The following is a 21,800-nucleotide window of genomic DNA, read 5'->3' as shown; positions in this document are numbered from 1 at the left end:
TCCTTCAGAAGGTGCGCTCCAGCAGGTCGAGCAGCACGGCCCAGTGCCGCTCGGCGCCCTCCTCCTGGTACGCGGCCGTGTCGGCCTGGGTGTAACCGTGGCGGGCGCCCGGGTACACCTCGCACCGGTGCCGTACGCCCGCCGCGGTCAGCGCGTCTTCGAGGATCTTCATCTGCTCGGGCGGCATCGAGGGGTCGTCGTCGGCGTGGCCGAAGTACAGCTCGGCGGTGATGTTCCCGGCCGCCAGGTGCGGGCTGTCCGGCGCGTCCGTGGCCAACTGCCCGCCGTGGAAGCCGGCCGCGGCCGCGACCCGGTCGGGGTACGCGCCGGCGGTGCGCAGAGCCAGCCGGGCGCCCATGCAGTAACCGGTCAGCGCCACCGGGCCGTCGGCGACCAGCGGGGAGTCGGCCATCCAGCGCAGGTAGGCGCCGGCGTCGCGCATGGCGAGTGCGGGCGTCAGCGACCGCATCACCGGGCTGATCTGCTGCCAGATCTCCGGCCGCGCGGCCGGGTCGATGAACTCGGGCAGGTCGAAGACGGGCGTACGGCCGTGCCGGTAGAAGAGGTTCGGCAGCAGCACCGTGTAGCCCGCGCCGGCGAGCCGGTCGGCCATCGACCGCAGGTGCGGCCGGATGCCGAAGGCGTCCATGAACAGCAGCACGCCGGGGTGCGGGCCGCCGTCGCCGGGATGGACCAGACAGGCGTCGGCGACGCCGTCCTCGGTGGGGACGTCCACGGCTGTTCCCTGTACGGAGGTCATGAGGGGCTGCCTCTCTGCGGTCGACGGCGGAAACGCGCACCACCGGCCCGACCTGGGCCGATGATCGAACGCCCATGTTTCCACGGGGCGAGACGTCCGCTTCGTCCGCCCCCGGGTCTCACTCGAACCGTGTCGCGTCCCCCGCGCCGCGCCGTACGATCTCCGCCTCGCCGCCGGAGAAGTCGATCACCGTCGTCGGCTCGGTGCCGCACTCGCCGGAGTCCACCACCGCGTCCAGCACGTGGTCCAGCCGGTCCTTGATCTCCCAGCCCTGGGTCATCGGCTCCTCCTCGTCGGGCAGGAGCAGCGTGCTGGACAGCAGCGGCTCGCCCAGCTCGGCGAGCAGGGCCTGGGTGACGACGTGGTCGGGGATGCGCACACCCACCGTCTTCTTCTTGGGGTGCTGCAGGATCCGCGGCACCTCCCTCGTCGCGGGCAGGATGAAGGTGTAGCTGCCGGGTGTGGACGCCTTGATCGCCCGGAACACGTCGTTGTCGATCCGCACGAACTGACCGAGCTGCGCGAAGTCCTGGCACACGAGGGTGAAGTGGTGCCGGTGGTCCAGGTGACGGATGGAACGGATGCGGTCCACCCCGTCACGGGTGCCCAGCCGGCAGCCCAGCGCGTAGCAGGAGTCGGTGGGGTACGCGATGAGGGCGTCCGCGCGGACGAGGGCGGCGATCTGGCCGATGGTGCGCGGCTGGGGATTGTCGGGGTGCACGTCGAAGTACTTGGCCATCTGCCGAGCTTATGCCGTCCGCGCGCGAGCACCGCACAGGGACGGCCCCGGACGGGCTGCGCTCGCGGGGGCGGAGGGGCCGCGCCGGCGGGGGCGACGGGCTTGCGGTGAGGGCGAAGGGAGCGCGGTGTTCCGGTGGCGGAGGCGCCGGACTGCCGGAAGGCAGGGGCCGTGCCATCGGGAGTCGACGGGGGAGTGTCGGCGTGCCCGGACCCGGCTGTGCCGTCGGGGGGGGCGTGGGACCGTCCGTCGGGGCCGGTGCCACGGTGCCGTTGGGACCGGGCGGGCCGCGCCGGCGGGGTTTGTGCCGGTGGGCGCCGACCGGACTCGGGGTCGGGGGCCGTCCGGGTGGTCGGGGGGCCGACCGGGAGGCGTTGTCAGGGGGCGACCGCGGTTCGCGGCGCCGGGCGCCGGGCGGGTCGTGTGGGGTAACGTCCCCGAGCGATGTGCCGAGGCCGACGCGCTGGACGAGGAGAAGCCCGACATGGCTGGCCGTGAGGACGGGACCCGCACCACGGCGGTGACGCAGGACGACGGCCCGGAGTGGGCGCAGCAACTGCTCGATCACCTCCGGCCCACCGGACGTGACGTCCGCAAGGTCGTCGCCTGGCTGGCCGGCGCCGTGCGGGGCACCGCCTGCCTCCAGGACGGCTCCGGCGCCCTCCTCGCCGGCACCCCGACGCCGCTGGAGCAGGACCTGACCGCCGACATCGTCTCCGGCCGGATCGCCTCCGCCGCGTGGGACGGCCGGGGGCGCCACCTGCGCCTGGTACGGGTCGAGCGGCCCCGGCCCGCGTCGGCCGGCGTGCTCGTGGCCTCCCGCGAGACCCCCTTCGACCGGCGGGCCTCCGACATGGTGACGTACACCGCCCAGGTGCTGGAGGTGCTGCTCCGGGCGCGGGCGACGTCCGCCGCCGGACGCCGGCTGGAGCGGGCCACCGCCGATCTGCGTCTGGCGATCCTGCAACTGCTGATGGTGGAGGACACCGTCTCGGCGCGCCGGGTGGCCGCGGGCCTGTGGCCCGGTCTGCTCGACGCGGACACCGCGTGCGTGTACGTGCTGGAGGGGCACGTCGACGACCGCGACCGGACCGCGGAGGAGTGCATCGAGGCGACGGGCGAGCGGGTGCTCGTCGTGCGCTGCCCCGCCATGGACGCGCACGTCATCGTCGTCGCCCCGCACGACACGGCCGCCGACGAACTGCGCGCCCTGATCGGCCGGCTGCCCGGCACCTTCCTCGGCGGCAGCGCCCCGCAGAGCCTCGCCCGCACCGCCGCCGCCTACGGCCAGGCCGTCAGCGCCCTGGCGGTGGCCCGCTTCCGGCCCGACCGGCAGGCCGTGTACGCCGAACGCACCCACCCCGAGCGGCTGATGGACCCCGCCGCGCTGCACCACTGGACCGCCGGGGTGCTGCGCCCCCTGGACGGTCTGGCCCACCACACCCGCGCCGAACTCCTCGCCACCACGCGGCTGGGCCTGGAGTTCACCGCCGTCAGTGCCGCGAAGGTGCTCGGCGTGAGCCGGAACACCGTCCGCGCCCGCATGGAGCGCGTGGAGGCCCTGCTGCGGACGGACTTCTCCGACCTCGCGGTCCGTGCCGTGGTCCACCTGGCGCTGAACGCGCACGCGGGCCTCACCGAGACGCCGCAGGCCGGCACCGACGCCGCGGCGCGGGTCCGGCTCGGCGACCTCCTCACCGGTGCCGCCCTGCGCACCTGGGCCGACGACCTGCTCGGACGCCTGGCCGCGGACAGCCGCGACCTGCGTCGCACGCTGCGCACCTGGATCGCCGCCGGGGGCAACGCCGAGCGGGCCGCGCAGACCCTCGGCGTGCACGCGCAGACCGTGCGCGAGCACGTCCGCAGCGCGGAACCGGTGCTGGAACGCCAGCTCCTCGCCGCCGGCAGCGACCTCTACGAGGTCGTCCTCGCCCATCTGGCCCTCGGCGCACTCGAACCGCCCGCCCTCCACGGGGCATAACCGGGTGATCCGGACTCACTTGTGCACAGGTGAGTCCTCGGGACGCCGGGGCGGGCACCGGCACGATTCACAAAGCGCGGACCAGCGACGTAGGTTCGACGGACCGCGGGGGCGCGACCGGAACGGGGGACTGGTCGGCCCCCCGCGGTCTCACCCGCGCAGCCGCACCGGGATCTCCTGCCAGCCGGACGCGATGAAGGACGGCACCTGCCGCAACTGCCGCTCGTCGACGGCCAGTCGCAGGCCGGGGAAGCGGTCGAAGAGGGCGGGCAGCGCGGTCAGCGCCTCCACGCGGGCGAGCGGAGCGCCGATGCAGCGGTGCACACCGATGCCGAACGCCAGATGGTCGTCGGCGCCGCGGGCCGCGTCGAAGTCGTCCGCGGCCGGCCCGTAGTGGGCGGGATCGAGGCCCGCGGCGGCATACGTGGTGATGATCGCGTCGCCCGCCGCGACGGTGACGTCGCCGACGGCGATGTCACTGACGGCGAACCGCAACGGCAGCGCGGCGATGGACGGGTGCACCCGCAGCGTCTCGTCGACGACCGCGTCCCAGCCGATCGTCCCGGCCCGTACCGCCGCCAGTTGCTCCGGGTGCGTGAGCAGGGCGACCACCGCGTTGCCGATGAGGTTCACGGTGGTCTCGAAACCGGCGCCGATCACCAGCAGCAGCGTGTACAGCAGTTCCTCGTCGCTGAGCCGGTCGCCGTCCTCGTCGCGCACCCGGATCAGCTCGGTGGTGAGGTCGTCGCCGGGGTGCCGGGTGCGGTGGGCGATCAGCGCGGGCAGCACCGTGCCGATCTGCCGCTGCACCGAGGCGGCGTGCTCCGGGCTCGGGTCGGAGGTGTCCATGATGGCGGCGATCAGACGGGCGGTGTCGTCGACCAGTTCGTCCGGCACGCCGAACAGTTCGCAGATGATCCGCATCGGGAGGGGATGCGCCAGCGCCGCCTTGACGTCGACCACGTCCGTGCCGGAGGCCGCCATGGCGTCGAGCAGGTGCGCGGTGATCGCCTCGACCCGTGGGCGCATGGCCTCGGTGCGCCGGTGCGTGAAGCTCGGGGCCACCAACTTGCGCAGGCGGGCGTGGTCGGCCCCGTAGGTGGACAGCATGTTGACCACGCCCACCCAGCCCAGGATCCAGCCCCAGGAGGGGTGTTCGCCGATCTCCGGCCACAACTTCCAGTGCCGCCGCGGGTCCTTGCTGACCCGGGGGTCGAGGATCAGGTCCTTGAGGATGTCGTAGCGGGTGGGCGCCCAGGCGGGGATGGAGCCGGGCAGCTCGACGGGCACGATCGGGCCGAGGGCGCGCAGACGGGCGGTCTCGGCGGCGATGTCGGCGCCGAACGGATCGAGGGCGACGCGGTCGGTCACGGTCACGACGGATCTCCAGGATGGTCACGGTCCGCGGCCCCTCGCGGAGACGCTCGCAGGACAGTACACACCGCCGTCGATCACTCGCGCCCGGTTGAGCTGAATTTCGCCGTCAGGATTGCCGATTCCTGATCGTTTCCCTGCCGGCCTCTGAACTGCCGTGCCGGTGCGGCCGGTTGGCGGCCCGCACCGGCACGGCGGGCAGGCGTCAGCCGTTCGGGACGATCACCGCGCGTCCGCTGATCGTCCCGGCGTGCAGCCGCTGGTAGGCGAGCGGGGCGTCGTCCAGGGAGAAGGTCTCCGTGTGCACCGACACCGCTCCGGAACGGGCCAGCGCCAGCACCTCGATCAGCTCGCTGCGGCTGCCCCAGTACGGGGAGCTGACCGACACCTCGAACGGCAGGTGCCCGAAGCCGACGGGCAGTGCCGCGCCGGCGATGCCGACGATGGAGATGTCGCCCTCGACGGCCGCGACGGCCGCCGCCGTCGCGACGGTGGGCTCGGCGCCGACGAAGTCGAACACCGCCTCCGCGCCGACCCCGCCGGTGATCTCGCGGACCGCACCGGCCGCGGCGGCGTCGGACAGCACCGTCTCGTGCGCGCCGACCTCACGGGCCAGCCGCAGCTTGTCCTCGCTCACGTCGAGGGCGACGACCCGGGCCGGGGTCAGCGCTCGCAGCAGCTGCACCGCGACGTGCCCGAGCCCGCCCGCGCCGATGACGACCGCGGTGGTGCCCGGAACCAGCTTGGGCAGCGCCCGCTTGACGGCGTGATACGGCGTCAGGCCCGCGTCGGTCAGCGGGACCGCCGCGACCGGGTCGAGCTCCTCCAGCGGCACCAGGTGCCGCGGGTCGTCCACGAGCAGGTACTCCGCCATGGAACCGGGCCTGCCGAGCCCCGGCGGGAAGATGCGCAGCTTCTCGGCCCGCAGGCAGTAGTTCTCCTTGCCCTCCGCACACTTGACGCAGGTGCCGCAGCCCCAGGGCCCGTACACCGCGACCGCGTCGCCCTCGCGCACGCCGGAGGTCCCGGCGCCCAGCGCCACGACCGTGCCGACGCCCTCGTGGCCGAGGGTGAGCGGGAGTTCGTACGGAAAGCCCTCGGCGGGCCAGCTCATCACCGCGATGTCGGAGTGGCACACGCCGGCGGCGGTGACCTTCAACAGGACCCGGCCGGGGCCGGGTTCGGGGTCCGGGACGGTGACCACCTCGGGGGCGGCGCCGATGGTGCGGTACTGAAGTGCCTTCATGACCTTGCTCCTCGGTGCGGTTCAGACCGCGGTGTAGGCGCCGTCGACCAGGTGGTAGCTGCCGGTCACGAACGAGGCCCGGCCGGACAGCAGGAAGACGATCAGTTCGGCGACCTCCTCGGGACGGCCGAGCCGGCCGGCCGGGTGCAGCCCGACCAGGCCGTCGTAGGCCGCCTTGTCCATGCCCTGCAGCAGCGGCGTCTCGATGAAGCCTGGGCCGACCGCGTTGACGCGGATGCCCTTGGCCGCGTACTCGGCCGCCGCCGTCTTGGTCAGCCCCACGACGCCGTGCTTGGCGGCGACGTAGGCGGGGGAGCCGGGGAAGGCGACCGAGCCGAGGATGGAGGCCACGTTGACGATGGCGCCGCCCTTTCCGGCCGCCTCCATCACGGGCAGTTCGTGGCGCAGGGAGTAGAAGACGCCGTTGAGGTTGGTGTTGATGACGCGCTCGTAGGCCTCGATGTCGTACTCGCCGGTGGGGGCGCTGGGTCCGCCGATGCCGGCGTTGTTCACGGCCAGGTCCAGGCCGCCGAAGGTGTCGACGGCGAAGGCGACGGCGGCGGCCACGGACTCGGGCCGCGTGACGTCCACCTCCACGGCGGCGGCGGAGATGCCCTCCGCCTTCAGCGCGGCGGCCGCCTTCTCGGCCCCTTCGGCGTTGTAGTCGGCGACGACCACGCCGGCACCGCCGGCGCCCAGCCGGCGTGCGGTGGCCAGGCCGATGCCGGAGGCGGCGCCGGTGACGAGGGCGGTCTTCCCGGCGAACTCGGTCGCGTAGTCGGTGACGGGCTCGGGGGTGTGGGTGCTCATGGTGCTCTCACTCTTCGGTGGTGCTGTGCGCGGCCGCGGACGCGGCCTCGCCGGTCAGGGCGTCGTAGGCCCGCTCCACCAGGGCGGCGAGGTCTGCGGCTCCCGAGTCGTGACGGCCGTCTCCGCGGGCCCAGATGCGCAGGGCGGCGGTGAGCACCCCGGCGGCGTCCACCACGACGGCCGGGCGCACGTCCCGGACGTCGTCGGCGCCGAGCCGGCCGGCGATGATGCGGATCGACTCCTCCTGGGCGTCGCCCCGGATGCGCTCGTAGGCGGCGAACAGCGCGGGCTCCTCGTCCACCAGGCCCAGCAGGCGCCGCATCCTGGGGCGCACGTGCCAGGCCGGGTTGTCGCGGTCGGCGAGCCACTCGCGCACGGCCCGGCGGTAGGCGAGCAGCGGCGGCTCCGCCGGGGGCCGGGCGCGCAGCAGCGCGTTGATGCGGTCGCCGTCGCCGCGCACGAAGTCCAGGGCCGCGTCCGCCTTGCCGGTGAAGTACCTGCTGAAGGTCCGGCGCGTGACGTCCGCCCGCTCCGCGATCGCCTCCACCGTGGTGGCCGCCGGCCCGCGCTCGAGGATGAGGTCGAGGGCGGCCCCCGCCAGCGAGTCGCGGGTCTGCCGCGCCTTGCGCTGCCGGCGGTCCTCCGTGACGGACATGGGCTGCATCGCCTCCCTCGCCTCCATCGTGCGCCTCCCTGGCCTCCACGGTCACCTTGGCGCCTGATGTCCCAATGGGACAGATGTCCCGTCGGGACATGCTGCCGGAGGTCGCAGGACGAAGGAATCGATCGTGCCGACAACGGAAACAGCTGCCGACACTTGTCCAGGCGATGTTTTCCGTCGTATGGTCCGGCTGTTCGATCGGTACGCGACATCCCGAGGTGACCCATGGACCGCTCCCGCCTGCAGGACCTGCTGGCCCGCGAGAGGGCGGAGGCCGTGCGCCGCTGCCCGCGCTCGAAGGACGCCTACGGGCGTGCCGACCACCTGTTCGGCCGGGTGCCGATGACGTGGATGAACAAGACCGCCGGCCCCTTCCCGCGCTACCTGGCCACCGCGCGGGGCGCCCGGGTGACCGACATCGACGGGCACGAGTACATCGACTTCTGCCTGGGGGACACCGGCGCGATGGCCGGTCACTCCCCGGCCGTGGTGGCCGAGGCGGTCCGGCACCGGTTCGCCGACCAGGGCGGGGCCACGGCGATGCTGCCGACGGAGGACGCCGAACTCGTGGGCGCGGAACTGACCCGCCGCTTCGGCCTGGCCCGGTGGAGCTTCTCGCTGACGGCCACCGACGCCAACCGGTGGGCGATCAGGCTGGCCCGCGCCGTCACCGGCCGCCCGAAGATCCTCGTCAACAGCTACAGCTACCACGGCAGCGTCGACGAGTCGCTGATCGTGGTCGGCCCGGACGGCAACGGAACCGCCCGCCCCGGAAACGTCGGGGCTCCCTGCGACGTCACGCTGACCAGCCGGGTCGCGGAGTTCAACGACCTCGACCAGTTGGAGCGCGAGCTGGCCCACGGCGACGTCGCCGCCGTCCTGATGGAGCCCGCGCTCACCAACATCGGCATCGTCCTGCCCGAGCCGGGCTACCTGGCCGGAGTGCGGGAGCTGACCCGCCGGCACGGCACCCTGCTCATCAACGACGAGACGCACACCTTCTCGGCCGGACCCGGCGGCTGCACCGCCGCCTGGGGCCTGGAGCCCGACCTGCTCACCATCGGCAAGGCCATCGGCGGCGGCATCCCGGCCGGCGCCTACGGCCTGTCCGCCGAGCTGGCCGAGCGCCTGCTGGAGCGCGACGACCTCGACCTGGTCGACATGGGAGGCGTCGGCGGCACGCTCGCCGGCAACGCCCTGTCGATGGCCGCGGTACGCGCCACGCTGGAACACGTCCTCACCGACGAGGCGTTCGCCCGCATGGACGAGCTGTCGCAGCGGTTCGAGGCGGGCGTGCGCGCGGGCATCGAGGCGCACGCGCTGCCCTGGTCGGTGAGTCGGCTCGGCGCCCGTACCGAGTACCGCTTCGCCGACCCGGCGCCGCGCACCGGCACCGAGTCCGCGGCGGCCGCCGACCCCGACCTGGAGGACTTCCTCCACCTCTACCTGGCCAACCGGGGCATCCTGCTGACGCCGTTCCACAACATGGCCCTCATGTGCCCCGACACGACCGAGCAGGACGTCGACGCCCACACGGAGCTGTTCGCCGCCGCCCTGTCCGAACTGGCCGGCTGACCCGGCGACAGCGGAAGGCGGAAGGAAGGGAGGACGCAGGTGGACGAGATCGACCGGGCCATCCTGCGCGAGCTGCAGACCGACGGCCGCATCGCCTACGCCGACCTCGGGCCCCGGGTCGGGCTGTCGGCGTCGGCCGCCCGGCAGCGGCTGCAGCGGCTGCTGGACTCCAAGGCCGTCCAGGTCGTCGGTGTCACCGACCCGATGTCCATGGGCGGGCAGGCCATGGCCCTCCTCGGCATCCGAGTGGACGGCGACCCGCGTCCGGTCGCCGACGAACTCGCCCGGCGCGCCGAAGTGGTCTACTCGGTGCTGACGTCGGGCGGCTTCGACCTGTTCGCCGAGGTGGTCGCGCCGGGACCGCGGGAACTGCTCGACTTCGTCAACGACGTGGTGCGGCCGATCGAAGGCGTCGAACAGATCCAGCCGTTCCCCTACTTCGGCATCCACACCCACCGGTTCCTGTGGGACCTGGGCTGATTGCCCGGCGCGAAGCGGGTACCCGGACCGCCCCGGAACGAGAACGCTGGAGGAGGTTCGGATGACCAGCAGCACGGACACCGGCCGCGTGACCGGTACGCAGGACAAGGACTACAACCTCATCTGGTACGTCGAGGCGTGCCTGAACAACGCCCTGCGCCTGGAGACCTACATCCAGGACGCCGAACGCGCGAAGGACACCGAGGCCGCCGACCTGTTCCGCAAGGCCCAGGCCGACAGCCGCAAGGGTGCCGAACTCGGCAAGGAACTGCTGCGGGCGCGCCTCAACGGCGGCTGACGACGACTCACCGGGGCCCGGCGATCCGTGCGGCACACGGCTCGCCGGGCCCCGTGCGTGCCGGGCCCGCGCTCCCGACCGGCCCCGACCGCGTCCCCGCCTCGCCCCGCCGCCGTCCTCCGCCGCCGCCCCGACTCCGTATCCCGACCGGGCCGCTGCCGGCCCGTCGGCCCCGCCGATGCCGGGACGGAAACGGCGGAACGGGTGAGGCGCGCGACGCCGCGGCCGTCGATCTCCTCACGCGGCAGGAGGACCCGCGCGCACGGCGCGGTGCACGGCGCGGTGCACGGCGCGGTGCACGGCGCGGTGCACGGCGCGTCGTCGCCGCGGCCCGCGGCAGCCTGCCGGTCGGCCCGCGGCACGTGCCGCGGCGCAACATCCTGGTTCGCGCGCTGGACGCGGGCCACCCGATCACCGCCTCCCTCGGCCTCGACGGCCACGAGCCGGTGGCCGCGCTGTCCGTGCCGCTCCCGGCCCCGGACCTCGCCCACGGGGCCGTCCTCGCGGTCCGCGCCGGCCGGGCGTTCGGCGACGGCGAGGCCGCCGCCGTGCCCTACGTCGCCCGGCTCGCCGCCGACCGTGTGCAGCTCGCCGCCGACCGTGTGCGGCTCGCCACCGGACACCGCCCGCGGCGGGACAAGGCCCCGCCCCTCGCGGTGGGCCCGCTCGCCGGACCGCGCCGCCCGCACCCCGGCGCCGAGACGGCCACCCGCTCGCGCCCGCCGGCCCGGCACGGCGCTGGGCGGCGACTGGTTCGAGACCGTACGCCTGCGCCACGGACGCACCGTTCTCGTCGTCGGCGACGTGAGGGGGCACGGTCCGGACGCCGCGGCCGACATGAACGCCTACCGCTCGACGCTGCGCCACGCCGCCGCCGCCGCCGGCCTGCCGCCGCACCGCGTCCTGCGCCGCACGGACGCGATCACCGCCGCGGACGCCCGGCGCGGGCCCGCCACCTGCCTGCCCGCTCTGCCGGACCCGGCGGGCCGCGGTCGCCCTCGCCGCCGCCGGGCGGGCGCGAGGGGTTTCCGGCCCCGGCCCGCGCCTCCCGCCGGCCGTCCTCCACCCGGACGGCACCGGCGAGCCGGCCCCCTGCCGGCCGGTCCGCCGCCGGTCACCGGGCCGGCCGACCACACGACGACCACCCTGCCCCTGGGCGCCGGCGACACCCCGGTGACGTTCACCGACGGACTCGCCGAACGCCGCGGCGAGGACATCGATCCCTCGCCCTCCCGGCGGCCGGCCCGGCCGCGCCCGCACCCCGGCCCGGCCGCCGGGCAGGTCCTGGAGGGGAGCGTCGTCCGCCCGGCGACACCGCGGGCGGACGACGACACCGGCCGTCCTCACCGGCCGCCTGCGGCCCCGGCCCGGCTGAGCCCGCCGGCCGCCCCGCGCAGCGGGACCTGGCTCCGTGCGCTCTCGCCCGGCGCCGGGGTGTCGGGGGAAGATGGGCCGGCAGGCAACACAGGTCAACCGATGTGGAGGAGCGGGCACATGCAGCACGAGCGAGCGGGCAGTCCGGCCGGCCCCGAGGACCTCGTCGACGTCGCCCGGCTGGTCACCGCGTACTACGCGCTGCACCCGGACCCGGCCGACCCGGCGCAGCGGGTGGCGTTCGGCACGTCCGGGCACCGCGGATCGTCCCTGGCGGCGGCGTTCAACGACGACCACATCGCCGCGACCAGCCAGGCCATCTGCGAGTACCGCGCCGCGCAGGGCACCGACGGCCCCCTCTTCCTCGGCGCCGACACCCACGCCCTGTCCGAACCCGCGCGGGTCACCGCACTGGAGGTGTTCGCGGCCAACGAGGTGACGGTGCTCATCGACAGCGCCGACGGCTACACCCCCACCCCCGCGGTCTCGCACGCCATCCTCACGCACAACCGCGGACGCGCCTCCGGACTCGCCGACGGCGTCGTCGTCACCCCCTCGCACAACCCGCCCGCCGACGGGGGATTCAAGTACAACCCGCCGAGCGGCGGACCGGCCGGCTCCGACGCCACCTCCTGGATCCAGGACCGGGCCAACAGCATCATCGCGGGCGGCCTGAAGGACGTACGGCGCATCCCCCTCACCCGGGCGCTCGCCGCGCCCACCACCGCCCGCCACGACTTCCTCGGCGCCTACGTCGCCGACCTGCCGAGCGTGCTGGACCTGGACGCGGTCCGCACCGCCGGGGTGCGCGTCGGCGCCGACCCCCTGGGCGGGGCGTCGGTCGCCTACTGGGGCCGCATCGCCGAGCAGCACCGGCTCGACCTGACCGTGGTCAACCCGCTCGCCGACCCCACCTGGCGGTTCATGACGCTCGACTGGGACGGCAAGATCCGCATGGACTGCTCCTCGCCGTACGCGATGGCCTCCCTCATCGAACAGCGCGACCGTTTCCAGATCGCCACCGGCAACGACGCCGACGCCGACCGGCACGGCATCGTCACGCCCGACGCGGGCCTGATGAACCCCAACCACTACCTGGCCGCCGCCATCGCCTACCTCTACGCCCACCGCGATCAGTGGCCCGCGGACACCGGGATCGGCAAGACGCTGGTGTCCTCGGGAATGATCGACCGCGTCGCCGCCGACCTGGGGCGGCGGCTGGTCGAGGTGCCCGTCGGCTTCAAGTGGTTCGTCGACGGGCTGGTCGACGGCTCGCTCGGTTTCGGCGGCGAGGAGTCGGCCGGCGCGTCGTTCCTGCGCCGCGACGGCTCGGTGTGGACCACGGACAAGGACGGCATCATCCTCGCGCTGCTCGCCTCCGAGATCCTGGCCGTCACCGGCACGACACCCTCCGAACACTACGCGGCCCTCACCGCCCGCTTCGGCGCGCCCGCCTACGCCCGCATCGACGCCCCGGCGACCCGCGAGGAGAAGGCGCTGCTCGCCCAGCTCTCGCCCGCTCAGGTCGGCGCGGACACGCTGGCCGGAGAGGCGGTCACCGGAGTGCTGACCGAGGCACCGGGCAACGGCGCGCCCATCGGGGGCATCAAGGTCACCACCGAGAACGCCTGGTTCGCGGCCCGTCCCTCGGGCACCGAGGACGTGTACAAGATCTACGCCGAGTCCTTCCGCGGCCCCGAGCACCTGCGCCAGGTGCAGGAGGAGGCCGAGGACGTGGTGATGGCGGCCCTGGGCGGCTGACGCGGGCGGCGGCGCCGTGCTTCCGCAGGCTGGGAGCGCGACGCCGCGGCCTGTCGCCCGAAATGGTTAATATGAGGGAGTTTTACCCTGAAGGGGCCGATGCCCTCACCGGAGTGATCCATGTTCCGCACGCGCCCGACGGACGACGGGGACGAACTGCTGGCCAGGCTGTCCTCCCTGACTGCCCAGGCGCGCGAACTCGCGCAGCAGCAGCGCTCCCGCGTCGAGCTGGCCATCGCCCTGCAGCGCGGCATGCTGCCCCCGGACCTGCCCGAGGTCCCCGGTTACCGGCTGGCCGTCCGCTACGCGCCGGCCTGCCACGGCCTCAACGTCGGCGGCGACTGGTACGACGCCTTCACCATGCCCGACGGCCGCCTCGGGCTGTCCATCGGCGACGTGCAGGGCCACAACATCGAGGCGACCGCCTTCATGGGCCAGGTCCGGGTCGGCCTGCGGGCGCTCGCCTCCGTCACCGGCGAGCCGGGCGAACTGCTGACCTGCACCAACGACCTGCTGTTGTCCCTCGGCACGGACCTGTTCGCCACCTGCACCTTCATGCGGCTCGACCCGGCGACGGGAATCCTGGAGAGCGCGCGGGCCGGTCACATCCCGCACATCTGGGCCACCGCGGACGGCAGGTCCGGCATCGCCGAGACCCGGGGCGGCCCCCCGCTGGGCGTCCTGGCGGGGGTGCGGTACCCGGTGACCCGGCACCGGCTCACCACGGGCGGCGTCTTCATCATGCTGACCGACGGGGTGGTCGAGGGGCCCACCCTGAACGTCGACGAGGGCCTCGACCGGGTGGTGCGGCTGGCGGGCGCCGCGGCGGTCGCCGGGATGGAGGCGGGCGCGCTCGCCGACGCCGTGCTGAAGGTGGCCGAACGGGTGGGCCACGAGGACGACGCGGCCGTGCTCGTGGTCGGCCACGACCGGCCCGGCGTTCAGCCGTAGGGCCCGACGCCGGGGCTCTCGCCTCGCCGCCGCGCCGAGACCGGTGTCTGATGGCATCTGTGGTGACCAACCAGGACCTCCGGCGGACCGGTGCCTACGTCCTCCAGACGCTGGCCGTGGCCGCCGCGTACTTCCTGGGCGGCCGGCTGGGGCTGCTGGGCCACCTCGCCGCCAAGCACGCGGTCATCTCGCCCGTCTGGCCCCCCACCGGCATCGCCGTGGCCTGCCTGCTGGTGCTCGGCCTGCGCTGCTGGCCCGGCATCGCCTTCGGCGCCTTCCTGGTCGTCGCGTCCGTCGCCCCCTCCCTGCAGCCCAGCGCCATCGGTACGGTGTTCGGCAGCACCGCCGCGCCCGTCGTCGCCTTCCTGCTGCTCCGCGCCGTCGGCTTCAGCGCCGACCTCGCCCACCTGCGGGACGGCCTCGAACTGGTGTTCCTGGGGGCGCTGGCCGCGATGACGATCAGTGCCACCAGTGGCGCACTGCTCCTGCTGCTCACCGACAAGATCTCCGCGGGCGGCTTCTGGACGGTGTGGCTGGCCTGGTGGGTGGGCGACGCCATGGGCGTCCTGATCGTCACCCCGATCCTGCTGATGCTGCGTAACGCGCGATGGCCCATGGACATGTCCCGGTGGAAGGAGGCCGTCGGCACAGCCGTCCTGATCGGCGCTCTGGTGCCCCTGTTCAGCTACAACCGTGTCAGCGCGCTGTTCCTCGTCTACCCGCTGCTGATCTGGACGGCCCTGCGGTTCCAGCCCATGGGCAGCATGCTGTGCGCCCTGTACGCCTCCGTCCTGGCCACCCTCGCCGCGATGGACCGGGCCGGCCCGTTCGACAACCTGACCCGGGCCCAGGTGCTGATGAAGCTCCAGGCGTACAACGGCTCCATGGCCCTGACCGCCCTGCTGCTGTCCACCGTGATCACCGAGCAGCACAACACCAGGAGGTCGGTGGCACAGGCCTGCCGGGAGTTGGTGACGGTGCTGGAACACCTCACCGCGGGGGAGCCGCCGGAGACCCGGCAGCCCGAGGAGCGCTGAGCCCGCCCGTCAGTTCCACAGGGGCAGGGTGACCGTCCGCGGCTGGATGCCGGGCCTGCTGCCGTGGTACCCGAGGGTCAGCCGGGTGAAGTGCCGGACGTGCGGCCGCTTCCCCCAGGGCGCCGGGCGGCCGAGCCGGACGGTGACGCGAGCGGAGCGGAAGCTGCCCGCCGCGCAGCAGGGCTCGCGGTCGTCGACCGCGTTCACGCCCTCGGCCGTCGCCGAGTCCGGCCCCCACCGGGACCGGCGTGGCGCGGTCCGGCGGCTGTCGCCGTCACCACAGGCCGGCAGGAAGCCGGCCTGCCGTACCCGGGGGTGCCGGAGGCAGTCGACCAGTACGGGAACCCGCTGCCGCGCGACCTGCCCGGCCGGTCCACCACCCGAACGGCCCCCGGCGACGGGTCGGCAGCCGCGGCGGCGCGGCTGGATGGGGAGTGCGCGCAGCCGTGGGCCCGCGCGGTCCAGGGGTCAGGACGGGCAGCAGGCGTCGGTGGTCAGGCAGGTGCTCAGGGCCGAGTGCAGGCGTGCCGCGCTGGTCCATTCGCAGCCGCGGGACGGCGCTATGTGCCAGTGCGGGCCGGGGCCCGTGGTGCGGTGCGGGGGCGGGACGACGACGTGCGAGCCCGAGGTCAGGACGGACACCGGGGCGAGGCTCCAGCCGGCCGCGGAGCCCGGCCGGACCAGCCAGTACAGGATGCGGCCGTAGCCGTCCGTGATCACGGCTCCCGTCTCGTCCCCCAGGTGCCGCAGCGCGTGCAGCCCCAGGTCGAGCGGCACCCGGACGGCGTCCCACCAGTAGCCGGCGGCCAGCAGCTTCGCCTCGGGACTGTCCCGCGGCATCCACCGTGGAGCCCAGCTGCCTGTCATCACCCTCACCGGTCCTCCCGTCCGACGTCCCGACCCTAGGGCCGGCGCGGTACCGCCGACTTGCGGTCACGCGCACGGAAGTTGTGACGGTACGCAGCGGGCGCGGCCGGACCTCGTCCGGCCGCACGACGGCGACGTAGCGTTACGGGCCGTATCGGCGCAGGAACATCCAGGAGGCTGCGATGGGTCACCCCGACCCCATAGTGATCGACCCGACGGGCCGGGACATCCACGGCGAGGCCGCCCGGATCCGCGAGCGGGGACCGGTGACCCCGGTCGAACTCCCCGACGGCGTCGCGGCGTGGGCCGTCAGTGACCCCGGCCTGCTCAGGCGCCTGCTCACCGACCCCCGCGTCTCCAAGGACCCGCGCCGCCACTGGAGCAGCTGGATCAACGGCGAGATCGCCCCCGAGTGGCCGCTGTTCACCTGGGTGGCGGTGCAGAACATGTTCACCGCGTACGGCGGTGAGCACAAGCGCCTGCGCGCGCTGGTCTCCAAGGCGTTCACCGCCCGCCGCACCGCCGCGCTCCAGCCCCGGATCGAGGAGATCACCCGGAACCTGCTGGACCGGGTGGAGCGGGCCGGGCGGGACGGGCGGGTGGTCGACCTGCGGGAGGACTTCTGCTACCCGCTGCCGATCCAGGTGATCAGCGAGCTGTTCGGCCTGCCCGAGGACCAGGGCGCGGAACTGCGCGCCGTCGTGGACGGCATCTTCCACACCTCCGCCACCCCGGAGGAGGTCACCGACATCTACACCCGGTTCTACGCCGCGCTCGCCAGGCTCGTCGCGCTCAAGCGGGAGTCGCCCGGCGACGACCTGACCACCGCCCTCATCGCGGCCCGCGACGACGAGGACGGCACCCGCCTCAGCGAGCAGGAACTCCTCGACACCCTGGTGTTGATGGTCAGCGCGGGCCACGAGACCACGGTCAACCTCCTCGACAACGCCGTGCACGCCCTGCTCACCCACCCCGACCAGCTCGCCCTCGTCCGCGACGGCGGCGCCTCCTGGGACGACGTGATCGAGGAGACGCTGCGCGTCGAGGCGCCGGTCGCCAGCCTGCCCCTGCGGTACGCCGTGGAGGACCTGGTGATGGAGGAGTTCGGCGGCCCCGCCGGTGTGGTGATCGGTAAGGGCGAGGCGATCCTGGCCGCGTACGCCGCTGCCGGGCGCCACCCGGAAAGGTACGGCGACGACGCGGACCGCTTCGACGTCACCCGCGTCGACAAGGAGCACCTGTCCTTCGGCCACGGCGTGCACTTCTGCCTGGGTGCTCCGCTGGGGCGGCTGGAGGCGCGGATCGCGCTGCCGGCGCTCTTCGACCGCTTCCCGGGGCTGCGGCCGGCGGTGCCCGGGCAGGAGCTGGAGCCGGTGGACTCGTTCATCTCCAACGGACACCGCTCCCTCCCGGTGCACCTGCGCTGATCACTCCCCGCGCCACCAGCCCCGCAGCCGGGACCCCAGGCCGCGCCCCGCCCCGGCGGCGGCCGGAGCGGCGGCGGCCGGAGCGGCGGCGGCCGGAGCGGTGGCGGCCGGAGCGGTGGCCGGCCCCGCGGCCGGCGCCGCCGTCACGGGGGCCCGCCGTGCGGGCGGCGGACCGTCACCCGCGCCCGGCCCGGTGACGGCGGCCGGCGGGAACGCCACGGGCAGCGCGGCCAGCGCCCGGTGGAACGGACCGGGCCGCCAGAGGAGGTCCTCGGCGGGCACCGCGAGTTCCAGGTCGGGAAGGCGGTCCAGGAGCTTCTCCACCGCGGCCGCCGCGATCAGCCGGGCGGGACCCTGCGCGGGGCAGGTGTGCGGGCCCGCGCTCCACGCCAGGTGGGCGCGGTTGCCCGTGCGCCGGTCGGCCGCCAGCGACGGGTCGTTGTTCGCCGCGGCGAACGAGATCACGATCGGCCGGCCCGGGCGCAGCGCGACGCCCTCGTACACGACGTCGTGCAGCGGGTAGTGCACGCCGTAGTTGGCCATGGGCGGGTCGTTCCAGAGCACCTCGTCGAGGGCGTCCTCCACCGGCAGGCTGCCGCCCGACAGGTCGCCGGCGAACCGGTCGTCGGACAGCAGCAGCCGCAGGCTGTTGGCGATCAGGTTCTGCTGCGGTTCGGTGCCCGCGCCCATGAGCAGGACGAGGGTGTGCACCATCTCCTCGTCGGTGAGTCCGGCGGGGTGCGCCAGCAGCCAGGACGTCACGTCCTGCCCGGGCTGCCGGCGTTTCAGCGCCACGAGGTCGAACAGGGTCGTGGCGAGCAGCTCGTTCGCCTGCTCCGCGTCGACCCCGTCGAAGATGCCGGACATGCCCCGCACGAGCCGCTCCCCGTACTCGGCCGGGCAGCCGAACAGGTGGTTGAACACCAGCAGCGGCAGGACCTGGGAGTACTCGCCGAGGAGATCGGCCTTGCCCGCGGGCGCGAACCGGTCGACGAGGGTGTCGGCGCTGGTCTCGACGTATCCGCGCAGCGTGTTCGGCTCCACACGGGCCAGGCTGTCCATGATCGCGCCGCGCAGTCTGCGGTGCTCCGCGCCGTCGGCCCACAGCGCGTTCGGCCGGTACATCATCATCGGCACGACCGGGCTGTCGGCGGGGACCGTGCCGTCGGCCAGGTCCTGCCAGCGGCGGGGGTCCTTGGAGAAGGTCTCCGGGCTGCGCAGCACGTGCAGGGCCGCCTCGTAGCCGAGGACGAGCGACGCCTGGACGCCGGGGGCCAGTTCGACCGGGGCGATCGGGCCGTACCGGCGCAGCCGCCGGTAGACGGCGGCCGGGTCGGCGGCGAACTCGGGCCCGTGCAGGGCCTCATGGGCGGGGCAGCCCGGTGGCGGGCCGGCCGGCCGGGGTGGTTCGGGGCTCACACGTGCTCCAGTCGGCCGTCGGCGGCTCCGCTCGTGCGGAGCCGGGAAGCGGGGAGGGTCATGAGGTACTCGACGAGGGAGATCAGCGCCCGGGTGGAGGAGACCGGGTCGCGGGCGTCGCACCGGACGAGGGGGGTCTCGGGCAGCAGGTCGAGGGCTTCGCGGACCTCGCGCAGTTCGTGCCGGGGCGCGTCGTCGAACTCGTTGAGGGCGACGGCGTAGGGGAGGCCGAGTTCCTCCAGCACGCCCATCACCTCGAAGGACTGGCCCAGCCGCCGGGTGTCGGCGAGCACCAGCGCGCCCAGCGCGCCGCGCGTCATGTCCTGCCACAGCTGGGTGAACCGCTGCTGGCCGGGGGTGCCGAAGAGGTAGAGCACCAGGTGGTCGTTGAGGGTGAGCCGGCCGAAGTCCAGGGCGACCGTGGTGGTCGTCTTGTCGTTCATGCCGGCCAGGTCGTCGACGAGGGCGCCCGCCTCGGTCATGACCTCCTCGGTGCGCAGCGGACGGATCTCGGAGAGCGCCCCGACGTAGGTGGTCTTGCCGACCGCGAAGTGACCCACGATCAGCACCTTGACGGCGGTCTGCACACCGGGCCGCAGATAGCGGTCTTCAGAGGCGGGCGCGGAGTGCATCGAGCACCTCCTGGAGGATGGTGAGGTCGGACGGCCGGGCGGCCGGGACCGGCGCGCGGGTGACGATGTGGCCGCTGTCCATGAGGTCGGCGATCAGCACCTTGGTGACGCTGACCGGCAGTGCCAGGTGGCCGGCCACCTCGGCGACGGACAGCGCCCCGGGCCGGCACAGCTCCATGAGCCGGCGTTTCTCCGGGTTCAGCCCGGCCAGCGGCAGATCGTCGGTGGCGATCAGCAGGGTGACCAGGTCCAGGGTGTTGCGGGTGGGATGGGCGCGGCCGTCCGTGACGACGTACGACCGCACCAGCCTGTCGGGGCGTGGCCGCGGGGTCATGCCGGACTGCCGGCGTCCTGTCGCGCGGGGCTGGTCAGCTCCTTGCCGAGCCGGTCGACCAGCTTGTGCATGCGGTAGGTGACGGCCTCCATGTCCACCTCCTGGGTGGTGGACACCGCCAGGTAGGCCCCCTCGCCGGCGGCGACCAGGAAGACGTAGCCGTGCGCGAACTCGATGAGGGTCTGCCGCCACGGGGTGTGCGGGGTGCCGGTGAACTCGGCGGTGCTGCGGGATATGGACTGCACGCCGGACAGGCCCGCGGCGAGCCGTTCGGCGTCGTCCCGGCCGATGTCCTTGGAACAGGCGCGGAGCATGCCGTCGGCGGAGAGCAGGATCGCGTGGAGCGCCTCGGGCACCTTCAGCACGTCGTCCAGCATCCAGCCCAACTCGTTGTTGGTGGGCCCGGTCATTCGTGGGTGTTCCCTTCGTGTTCCTGGGTGGTGTGCCGGGCGTCCCGGCCGAAGCGGGTGCCGCGGGCGAAGGCGCCCATGCGCCGGGCGTGCTCCTCGGCCGAACGGCCGCCGGTCTCCTCGGCCGGCCCGGCCGCGGGCTCGGCCTCGTCGGCGCGGACGGACCGGCGGCGACGCTTCGGCAGGCCCCCGGACGTGGTCGGCCGGGCCGGGTCGATGTCGGGGGCCGGTGCGGCGCCGGGCACCGCCTCCCGGGCGGCTGTGACGGCTGTGGCGGTGGTGGCCGCTGTGGCGGGGGTGGTGGCCGCCGTGGTGCCAGTCGCGGTGGGCTCGGTGCGGGGCGTCGGGCCGGTGGTGGCCGTCGGCCCGGTGGCGCGGGCGGCCGGCGCGGCGGCGGTCACCGCGGGCCGCGGGGCGGTGTCCGGGTGTGTCAGCAGCGCGGACGGCAGGAACACCACGGCCCGGACACCGCCGTAGGGGGAGAGGGTGTCGGCGGAGACGCTGAAGCCGTAGCGCTCGGCGAGCACGCCGATCACGGCGAAGCCGAACCGGGGCGGGTCGCCGAGCCGGGTGACGTCCACGGACCGTCTGCCGGAGAGCAGTTCGGCGGCGAGTTCGGTCGCCCGGCCGTCCATGCCCACTCCCGCGTCGTCGATCACGACGCAGGCTCCGTTGTGCACGCTCTGCAGGGTGACCTCGACGTTCGTGTTGGGCTGCGAGTGGCGTGCCGCGTTGTCGAGCAGCTCGGCGATGGCGAGCACGACCGGCTCCACGGCGCGGCTCCCGACGGCGATGTCCACCTCGCCGTGGATGCGGATGCGCCGGTAGTCGCGGATCCGGGAGGTGGCGCCGCGGACCACCTCGACGAGCGCGGAGGTGGCGCGCTGGCGGCCCGGCCAGGAGCCGCAGAGCACGGCGATGGCCTGCGCGCGACGGCCGAACTGGGCGTTGGCGTGGTCGATCTCGAGCAGGTCGCGCAGCACGTCGGGGTGGTCGTGGCGGTCCTGCATCTCGGAGATGGACACCTGCTGCTCGTTGGCGAGGGCCTGGATGGAGCGCATGGACGCCTTCAGGGCGGCCTTCGCCGACTGGTCGGCGCGGGACTGGGCGTGCTCGACGGCCTGCGAGAAGCGTTCCAGTACGGCGTCGAGGCACTTCGCGAAGTCCGTGCCGTCCAGGCGGGTGTCCAGCGGGCCGGACGCGGGGGCCGGCCGGAGGGAGAGGTCCTCCAGGGCCGGCAGCCGGACCGTCACCAGGTGGCGCAGTTCCTCGTCGCGCGCCCGCAGGCCGTCCGACAGTTCGGCGTTCCGTCGGCGCTGCAGTGCGGTGATGCCGCGCTGCCGCACCAGCAGCACGGTGACGGCGCACAGGCACAGGCCCAGGCACCACGACACCGCCTCCGGTATCTGTTCGGTCATGGAGTCCTCTGTGGCGGGCATGGGTATGGATTGACAGGTCGCATGACGCTAGCGGCGCCCCGGACGGGCGTACTTGCCGGTACGCGAACGGAAGTTGCCGCCGGACGCATCGGTCCCGCCGGGCCCGGGAGTACCCCTGCGGTCACACAGGTTCCCGCCGCCCCACGGGCCCCACGGACGCCTCCGACGGGTCCGCTCGGCCCAGGTGGACGCGTCGGTCCGACCGACTTCCCTTTGGCATATGCC

21 protein-coding genes and 1 pseudogene are annotated in these 21,800 nt (G+C 74.1%); 9 read left to right on the top strand and 13 right to left on the bottom strand.

Annotation, left to right across the window (positions count from 1 at the left end):
- Positions 1-4 precede the first annotated feature (4 nt).
- The gene (locus VKA29_RS32505) at positions 5-760 is read right to left on the bottom strand and encodes a dienelactone hydrolase family protein (RefSeq protein WP_324789610.1); all 756 of its coding nucleotides are present in this window, start codon (positions 758-760) and stop codon (positions 5-7) included.
- A gap of 118 nt (positions 761-878) precedes the next feature.
- Positions 879-1,499: an L-threonylcarbamoyladenylate synthase gene (locus VKA29_RS32500; protein ID WP_324789609.1), complete on the bottom strand. Its 621-nt coding sequence runs from the start codon at positions 1,497-1,499 to the stop codon at positions 879-881.
- A 484-nt stretch (positions 1,500-1,983) separates the two neighbouring features.
- On the opposite strand from VKA29_RS32500, the gene VKA29_RS32495 reads away from it, so the two are divergent.
- Positions 1,984-3,480 (top strand): helix-turn-helix domain-containing protein, encoded by a 1,497-nt coding sequence (locus tag VKA29_RS32495; protein WP_324789608.1) that lies wholly within the window; start codon positions 1,984-1,986, stop codon positions 3,478-3,480.
- Positions 3,481-3,630: 150 nt separating this feature from the next.
- On the opposite strand, the gene VKA29_RS32490 is transcribed toward VKA29_RS32495, so the two are convergent.
- The 4 genes from VKA29_RS32490 to VKA29_RS32475 form a co-directional block, all read right to left on the bottom strand.
- The gene (locus VKA29_RS32490; RefSeq protein ID WP_324789607.1) at positions 3,631-4,857 is read right to left on the bottom strand and encodes a cytochrome P450; all 1,227 of its coding nucleotides are present in this window, start codon (positions 4,855-4,857) and stop codon (positions 3,631-3,633) included.
- A 202-nt stretch (positions 4,858-5,059) separates the two neighbouring features.
- The gene (locus tag VKA29_RS32485; RefSeq protein ID WP_324789606.1) at positions 5,060-6,100 is read right to left on the bottom strand and encodes an NAD(P)-dependent alcohol dehydrogenase; all 1,041 of its coding nucleotides are present in this window, start codon (positions 6,098-6,100) and stop codon (positions 5,060-5,062) included.
- Between the two features lie 21 nt (positions 6,101-6,121).
- A complete protein-coding gene (locus VKA29_RS32480) occupies positions 6,122-6,910 on the bottom strand; it encodes an SDR family NAD(P)-dependent oxidoreductase (RefSeq protein WP_324789605.1) in 789 nt (262 codons plus the stop codon).
- A gap of 7 nt (positions 6,911-6,917) precedes the next feature.
- Positions 6,918-7,592: a TetR family transcriptional regulator gene (locus VKA29_RS32475; protein WP_324789604.1), complete on the bottom strand. Its 675-nt coding sequence runs from the start codon at positions 7,590-7,592 to the stop codon at positions 6,918-6,920.
- Positions 7,593-7,796: 204 nt separating this feature from the next.
- Here VKA29_RS32475 and VKA29_RS32470 point away from each other — a divergent pair, with 204 nt between their 5' ends.
- From VKA29_RS32470 to VKA29_RS32445, 7 genes and pseudogenes are all read left to right on the top strand, one after another.
- Entirely contained in the window at positions 7,797-9,146 is a 1,350-nt protein-coding gene (locus tag VKA29_RS32470; RefSeq protein ID WP_324789603.1) for a transaminase, read from the top strand.
- A gap of 39 nt (positions 9,147-9,185) precedes the next feature.
- Entirely contained in the window at positions 9,186-9,626 is a 441-nt protein-coding gene (locus tag VKA29_RS32465; RefSeq protein WP_324789602.1) for an Lrp/AsnC family transcriptional regulator, read from the top strand.
- Between the two features lie 61 nt (positions 9,627-9,687).
- A complete protein-coding gene (locus VKA29_RS32460; protein ID WP_324789601.1) occupies positions 9,688-9,924 on the top strand; it encodes a hypothetical protein in 237 nt (78 codons plus the stop codon).
- A gap of 27 nt (positions 9,925-9,951) precedes the next feature.
- Positions 9,952-10,899: pseudogene (locus tag VKA29_RS37085) on the top strand (SpoIIE family protein phosphatase); the annotation flags it as partial.
- Positions 10,900-11,418: 519 nt separating this feature from the next.
- Positions 11,419-13,059, top strand: a complete 1,641-nt coding sequence (pgm, locus tag VKA29_RS32455) for a phosphoglucomutase (alpha-D-glucose-1,6-bisphosphate-dependent) (RefSeq protein ID WP_324789600.1) — start codon at positions 11,419-11,421, stop codon at positions 13,057-13,059.
- A gap of 120 nt (positions 13,060-13,179) precedes the next feature.
- Positions 13,180-14,010 carry a PP2C family protein-serine/threonine phosphatase gene (locus tag VKA29_RS32450; RefSeq protein WP_324789599.1) on the top strand — a complete coding sequence of 277 codons (831 nt, stop codon included), beginning with the start codon at positions 13,180-13,182 and terminating at the stop codon, positions 14,008-14,010.
- A 50-nt stretch (positions 14,011-14,060) separates the two neighbouring features.
- Complete coding sequence (locus VKA29_RS32445; protein WP_324789598.1) at positions 14,061-15,047, top strand: MASE1 domain-containing protein; 987 nt, start codon at positions 14,061-14,063, stop codon at positions 15,045-15,047.
- A gap of 9 nt (positions 15,048-15,056) precedes the next feature.
- Here VKA29_RS32445 and VKA29_RS32440 read toward each other — a convergent pair whose 3' ends face one another.
- A complete protein-coding gene (locus VKA29_RS32440; RefSeq protein ID WP_324789597.1) occupies positions 15,057-15,254 on the bottom strand; it encodes a hypothetical protein in 198 nt (65 codons plus the stop codon).
- Between the two features lie 261 nt (positions 15,255-15,515).
- Positions 15,516-15,914, bottom strand: coding sequence for a hypothetical protein (locus VKA29_RS32435; RefSeq protein ID WP_324789596.1), 399 nt, complete (start codon positions 15,912-15,914; stop codon positions 15,516-15,518).
- A 182-nt stretch (positions 15,915-16,096) separates the two neighbouring features.
- Here VKA29_RS32435 and VKA29_RS32430 point away from each other — a divergent pair, with 182 nt between their 5' ends.
- Positions 16,097-17,341, top strand: coding sequence for a cytochrome P450 (locus tag VKA29_RS32430; protein WP_324789595.1), 1,245 nt, complete (start codon positions 16,097-16,099; stop codon positions 17,339-17,341).
- Here the strand turns inward: VKA29_RS32430 and VKA29_RS32425 are convergent, their stop codons facing one another.
- From VKA29_RS32425 to VKA29_RS32405, 5 genes are read right to left on the bottom strand one after another with little or no spacing between them, the layout of a single operon-like run.
- A complete protein-coding gene (locus VKA29_RS32425; RefSeq protein ID WP_324789594.1) occupies positions 17,342-18,760 on the bottom strand; it encodes a cytochrome P450 in 1,419 nt (472 codons plus the stop codon).
- Positions 18,757-19,392: a GTP-binding protein gene (locus VKA29_RS32420; RefSeq protein WP_324789593.1), complete on the bottom strand. Its 636-nt coding sequence runs from the start codon at positions 19,390-19,392 to the stop codon at positions 18,757-18,759. Before VKA29_RS32420 ends, VKA29_RS32425 begins: the two co-directional genes overlap by 4 nt.
- Positions 19,370-19,726 carry a DUF742 domain-containing protein gene (locus VKA29_RS32415; RefSeq protein ID WP_324789592.1) on the bottom strand — a complete coding sequence of 119 codons (357 nt, stop codon included), beginning with the start codon at positions 19,724-19,726 and terminating at the stop codon, positions 19,370-19,372. The genes VKA29_RS32420 and VKA29_RS32415 overlap by 23 nt, the downstream gene beginning before the upstream one ends.
- The gene (locus VKA29_RS32410) at positions 19,723-20,136 is read right to left on the bottom strand and encodes a roadblock/LC7 domain-containing protein (RefSeq protein WP_324789591.1); all 414 of its coding nucleotides are present in this window, start codon (positions 20,134-20,136) and stop codon (positions 19,723-19,725) included. Before VKA29_RS32410 ends, VKA29_RS32415 begins: the two co-directional genes overlap by 4 nt.
- Entirely contained in the window at positions 20,133-21,554 is a 1,422-nt protein-coding gene (locus VKA29_RS32405; protein ID WP_324789590.1) for an ATP-binding protein, read from the bottom strand. Before VKA29_RS32405 ends, VKA29_RS32410 begins: the two co-directional genes overlap by 4 nt.
- Positions 21,555-21,800 lie beyond the last annotated feature (246 nt).

Origin of the sequence: Streptomyces sp. H51, from assembly GCF_035656535.1 — a bacterium.
Taxonomy (GTDB): domain Bacteria; phylum Actinomycetota; class Actinomycetes; order Streptomycetales; family Streptomycetaceae; genus Streptomyces.
Note: the sequence above shows the minus strand (reverse complement) of the source record. Positions and strands in the feature narration are given on the sequence as shown.

Coding starts and splice junctions, on each gene's coding strand:
- VKA29_RS32505 (WP_324789610.1), bottom strand. CDS start 760: ATGACCTCCGTACAGGGAACAGCCGTGGACGTCCCCACCGAGGACGGC.
- VKA29_RS32500 (WP_324789609.1), bottom strand. CDS start 1,499: ATGGCCAAGTACTTCGACGTGCACCCCGACAATCCCCAGCCGCGCACC.
- VKA29_RS32495 (WP_324789608.1), top strand. CDS start 1,984: ATGGCTGGCCGTGAGGACGGGACCCGCACCACGGCGGTGACGCAGGAC.
- VKA29_RS32485 (WP_324789606.1), bottom strand. CDS start 6,100: ATGAAGGCACTTCAGTACCGCACCATCGGCGCCGCCCCCGAGGTGGTC.
- VKA29_RS32480 (WP_324789605.1), bottom strand. CDS start 6,910: ATGAGCACCCACACCCCCGAGCCCGTCACCGACTACGCGACCGAGTTC.
- VKA29_RS32475 (WP_324789604.1), bottom strand. CDS start 7,592: ATGGAGGCGAGGGAGGCGATGCAGCCCATGTCCGTCACGGAGGACCGC.
- VKA29_RS32470 (WP_324789603.1), top strand. CDS start 7,797: ATGGACCGCTCCCGCCTGCAGGACCTGCTGGCCCGCGAGAGGGCGGAG.
- VKA29_RS32460 (WP_324789601.1), top strand. CDS start 9,688: ATGACCAGCAGCACGGACACCGGCCGCGTGACCGGTACGCAGGACAAG.
- pgm (WP_324789600.1), top strand. CDS start 11,419: ATGCAGCACGAGCGAGCGGGCAGTCCGGCCGGCCCCGAGGACCTCGTC.
- VKA29_RS32450 (WP_324789599.1), top strand. CDS start 13,180: ATGTTCCGCACGCGCCCGACGGACGACGGGGACGAACTGCTGGCCAGG.
- VKA29_RS32445 (WP_324789598.1), top strand. CDS start 14,061: ATGGCATCTGTGGTGACCAACCAGGACCTCCGGCGGACCGGTGCCTAC.
- VKA29_RS32435 (WP_324789596.1), bottom strand. CDS start 15,914: ATGACAGGCAGCTGGGCTCCACGGTGGATGCCGCGGGACAGTCCCGAG.
- VKA29_RS32430 (WP_324789595.1), top strand. CDS start 16,097: ATGGGTCACCCCGACCCCATAGTGATCGACCCGACGGGCCGGGACATC.
- VKA29_RS32420 (WP_324789593.1), bottom strand. CDS start 19,392: ATGCACTCCGCGCCCGCCTCTGAAGACCGCTATCTGCGGCCCGGTGTG.
- VKA29_RS32415 (WP_324789592.1), bottom strand. CDS start 19,726: ATGACCCCGCGGCCACGCCCCGACAGGCTGGTGCGGTCGTACGTCGTC.
- VKA29_RS32410 (WP_324789591.1), bottom strand. CDS start 20,136: ATGACCGGGCCCACCAACAACGAGTTGGGCTGGATGCTGGACGACGTG.
- VKA29_RS32405 (WP_324789590.1), bottom strand. CDS start 21,554: ATGACCGAACAGATACCGGAGGCGGTGTCGTGGTGCCTGGGCCTGTGC.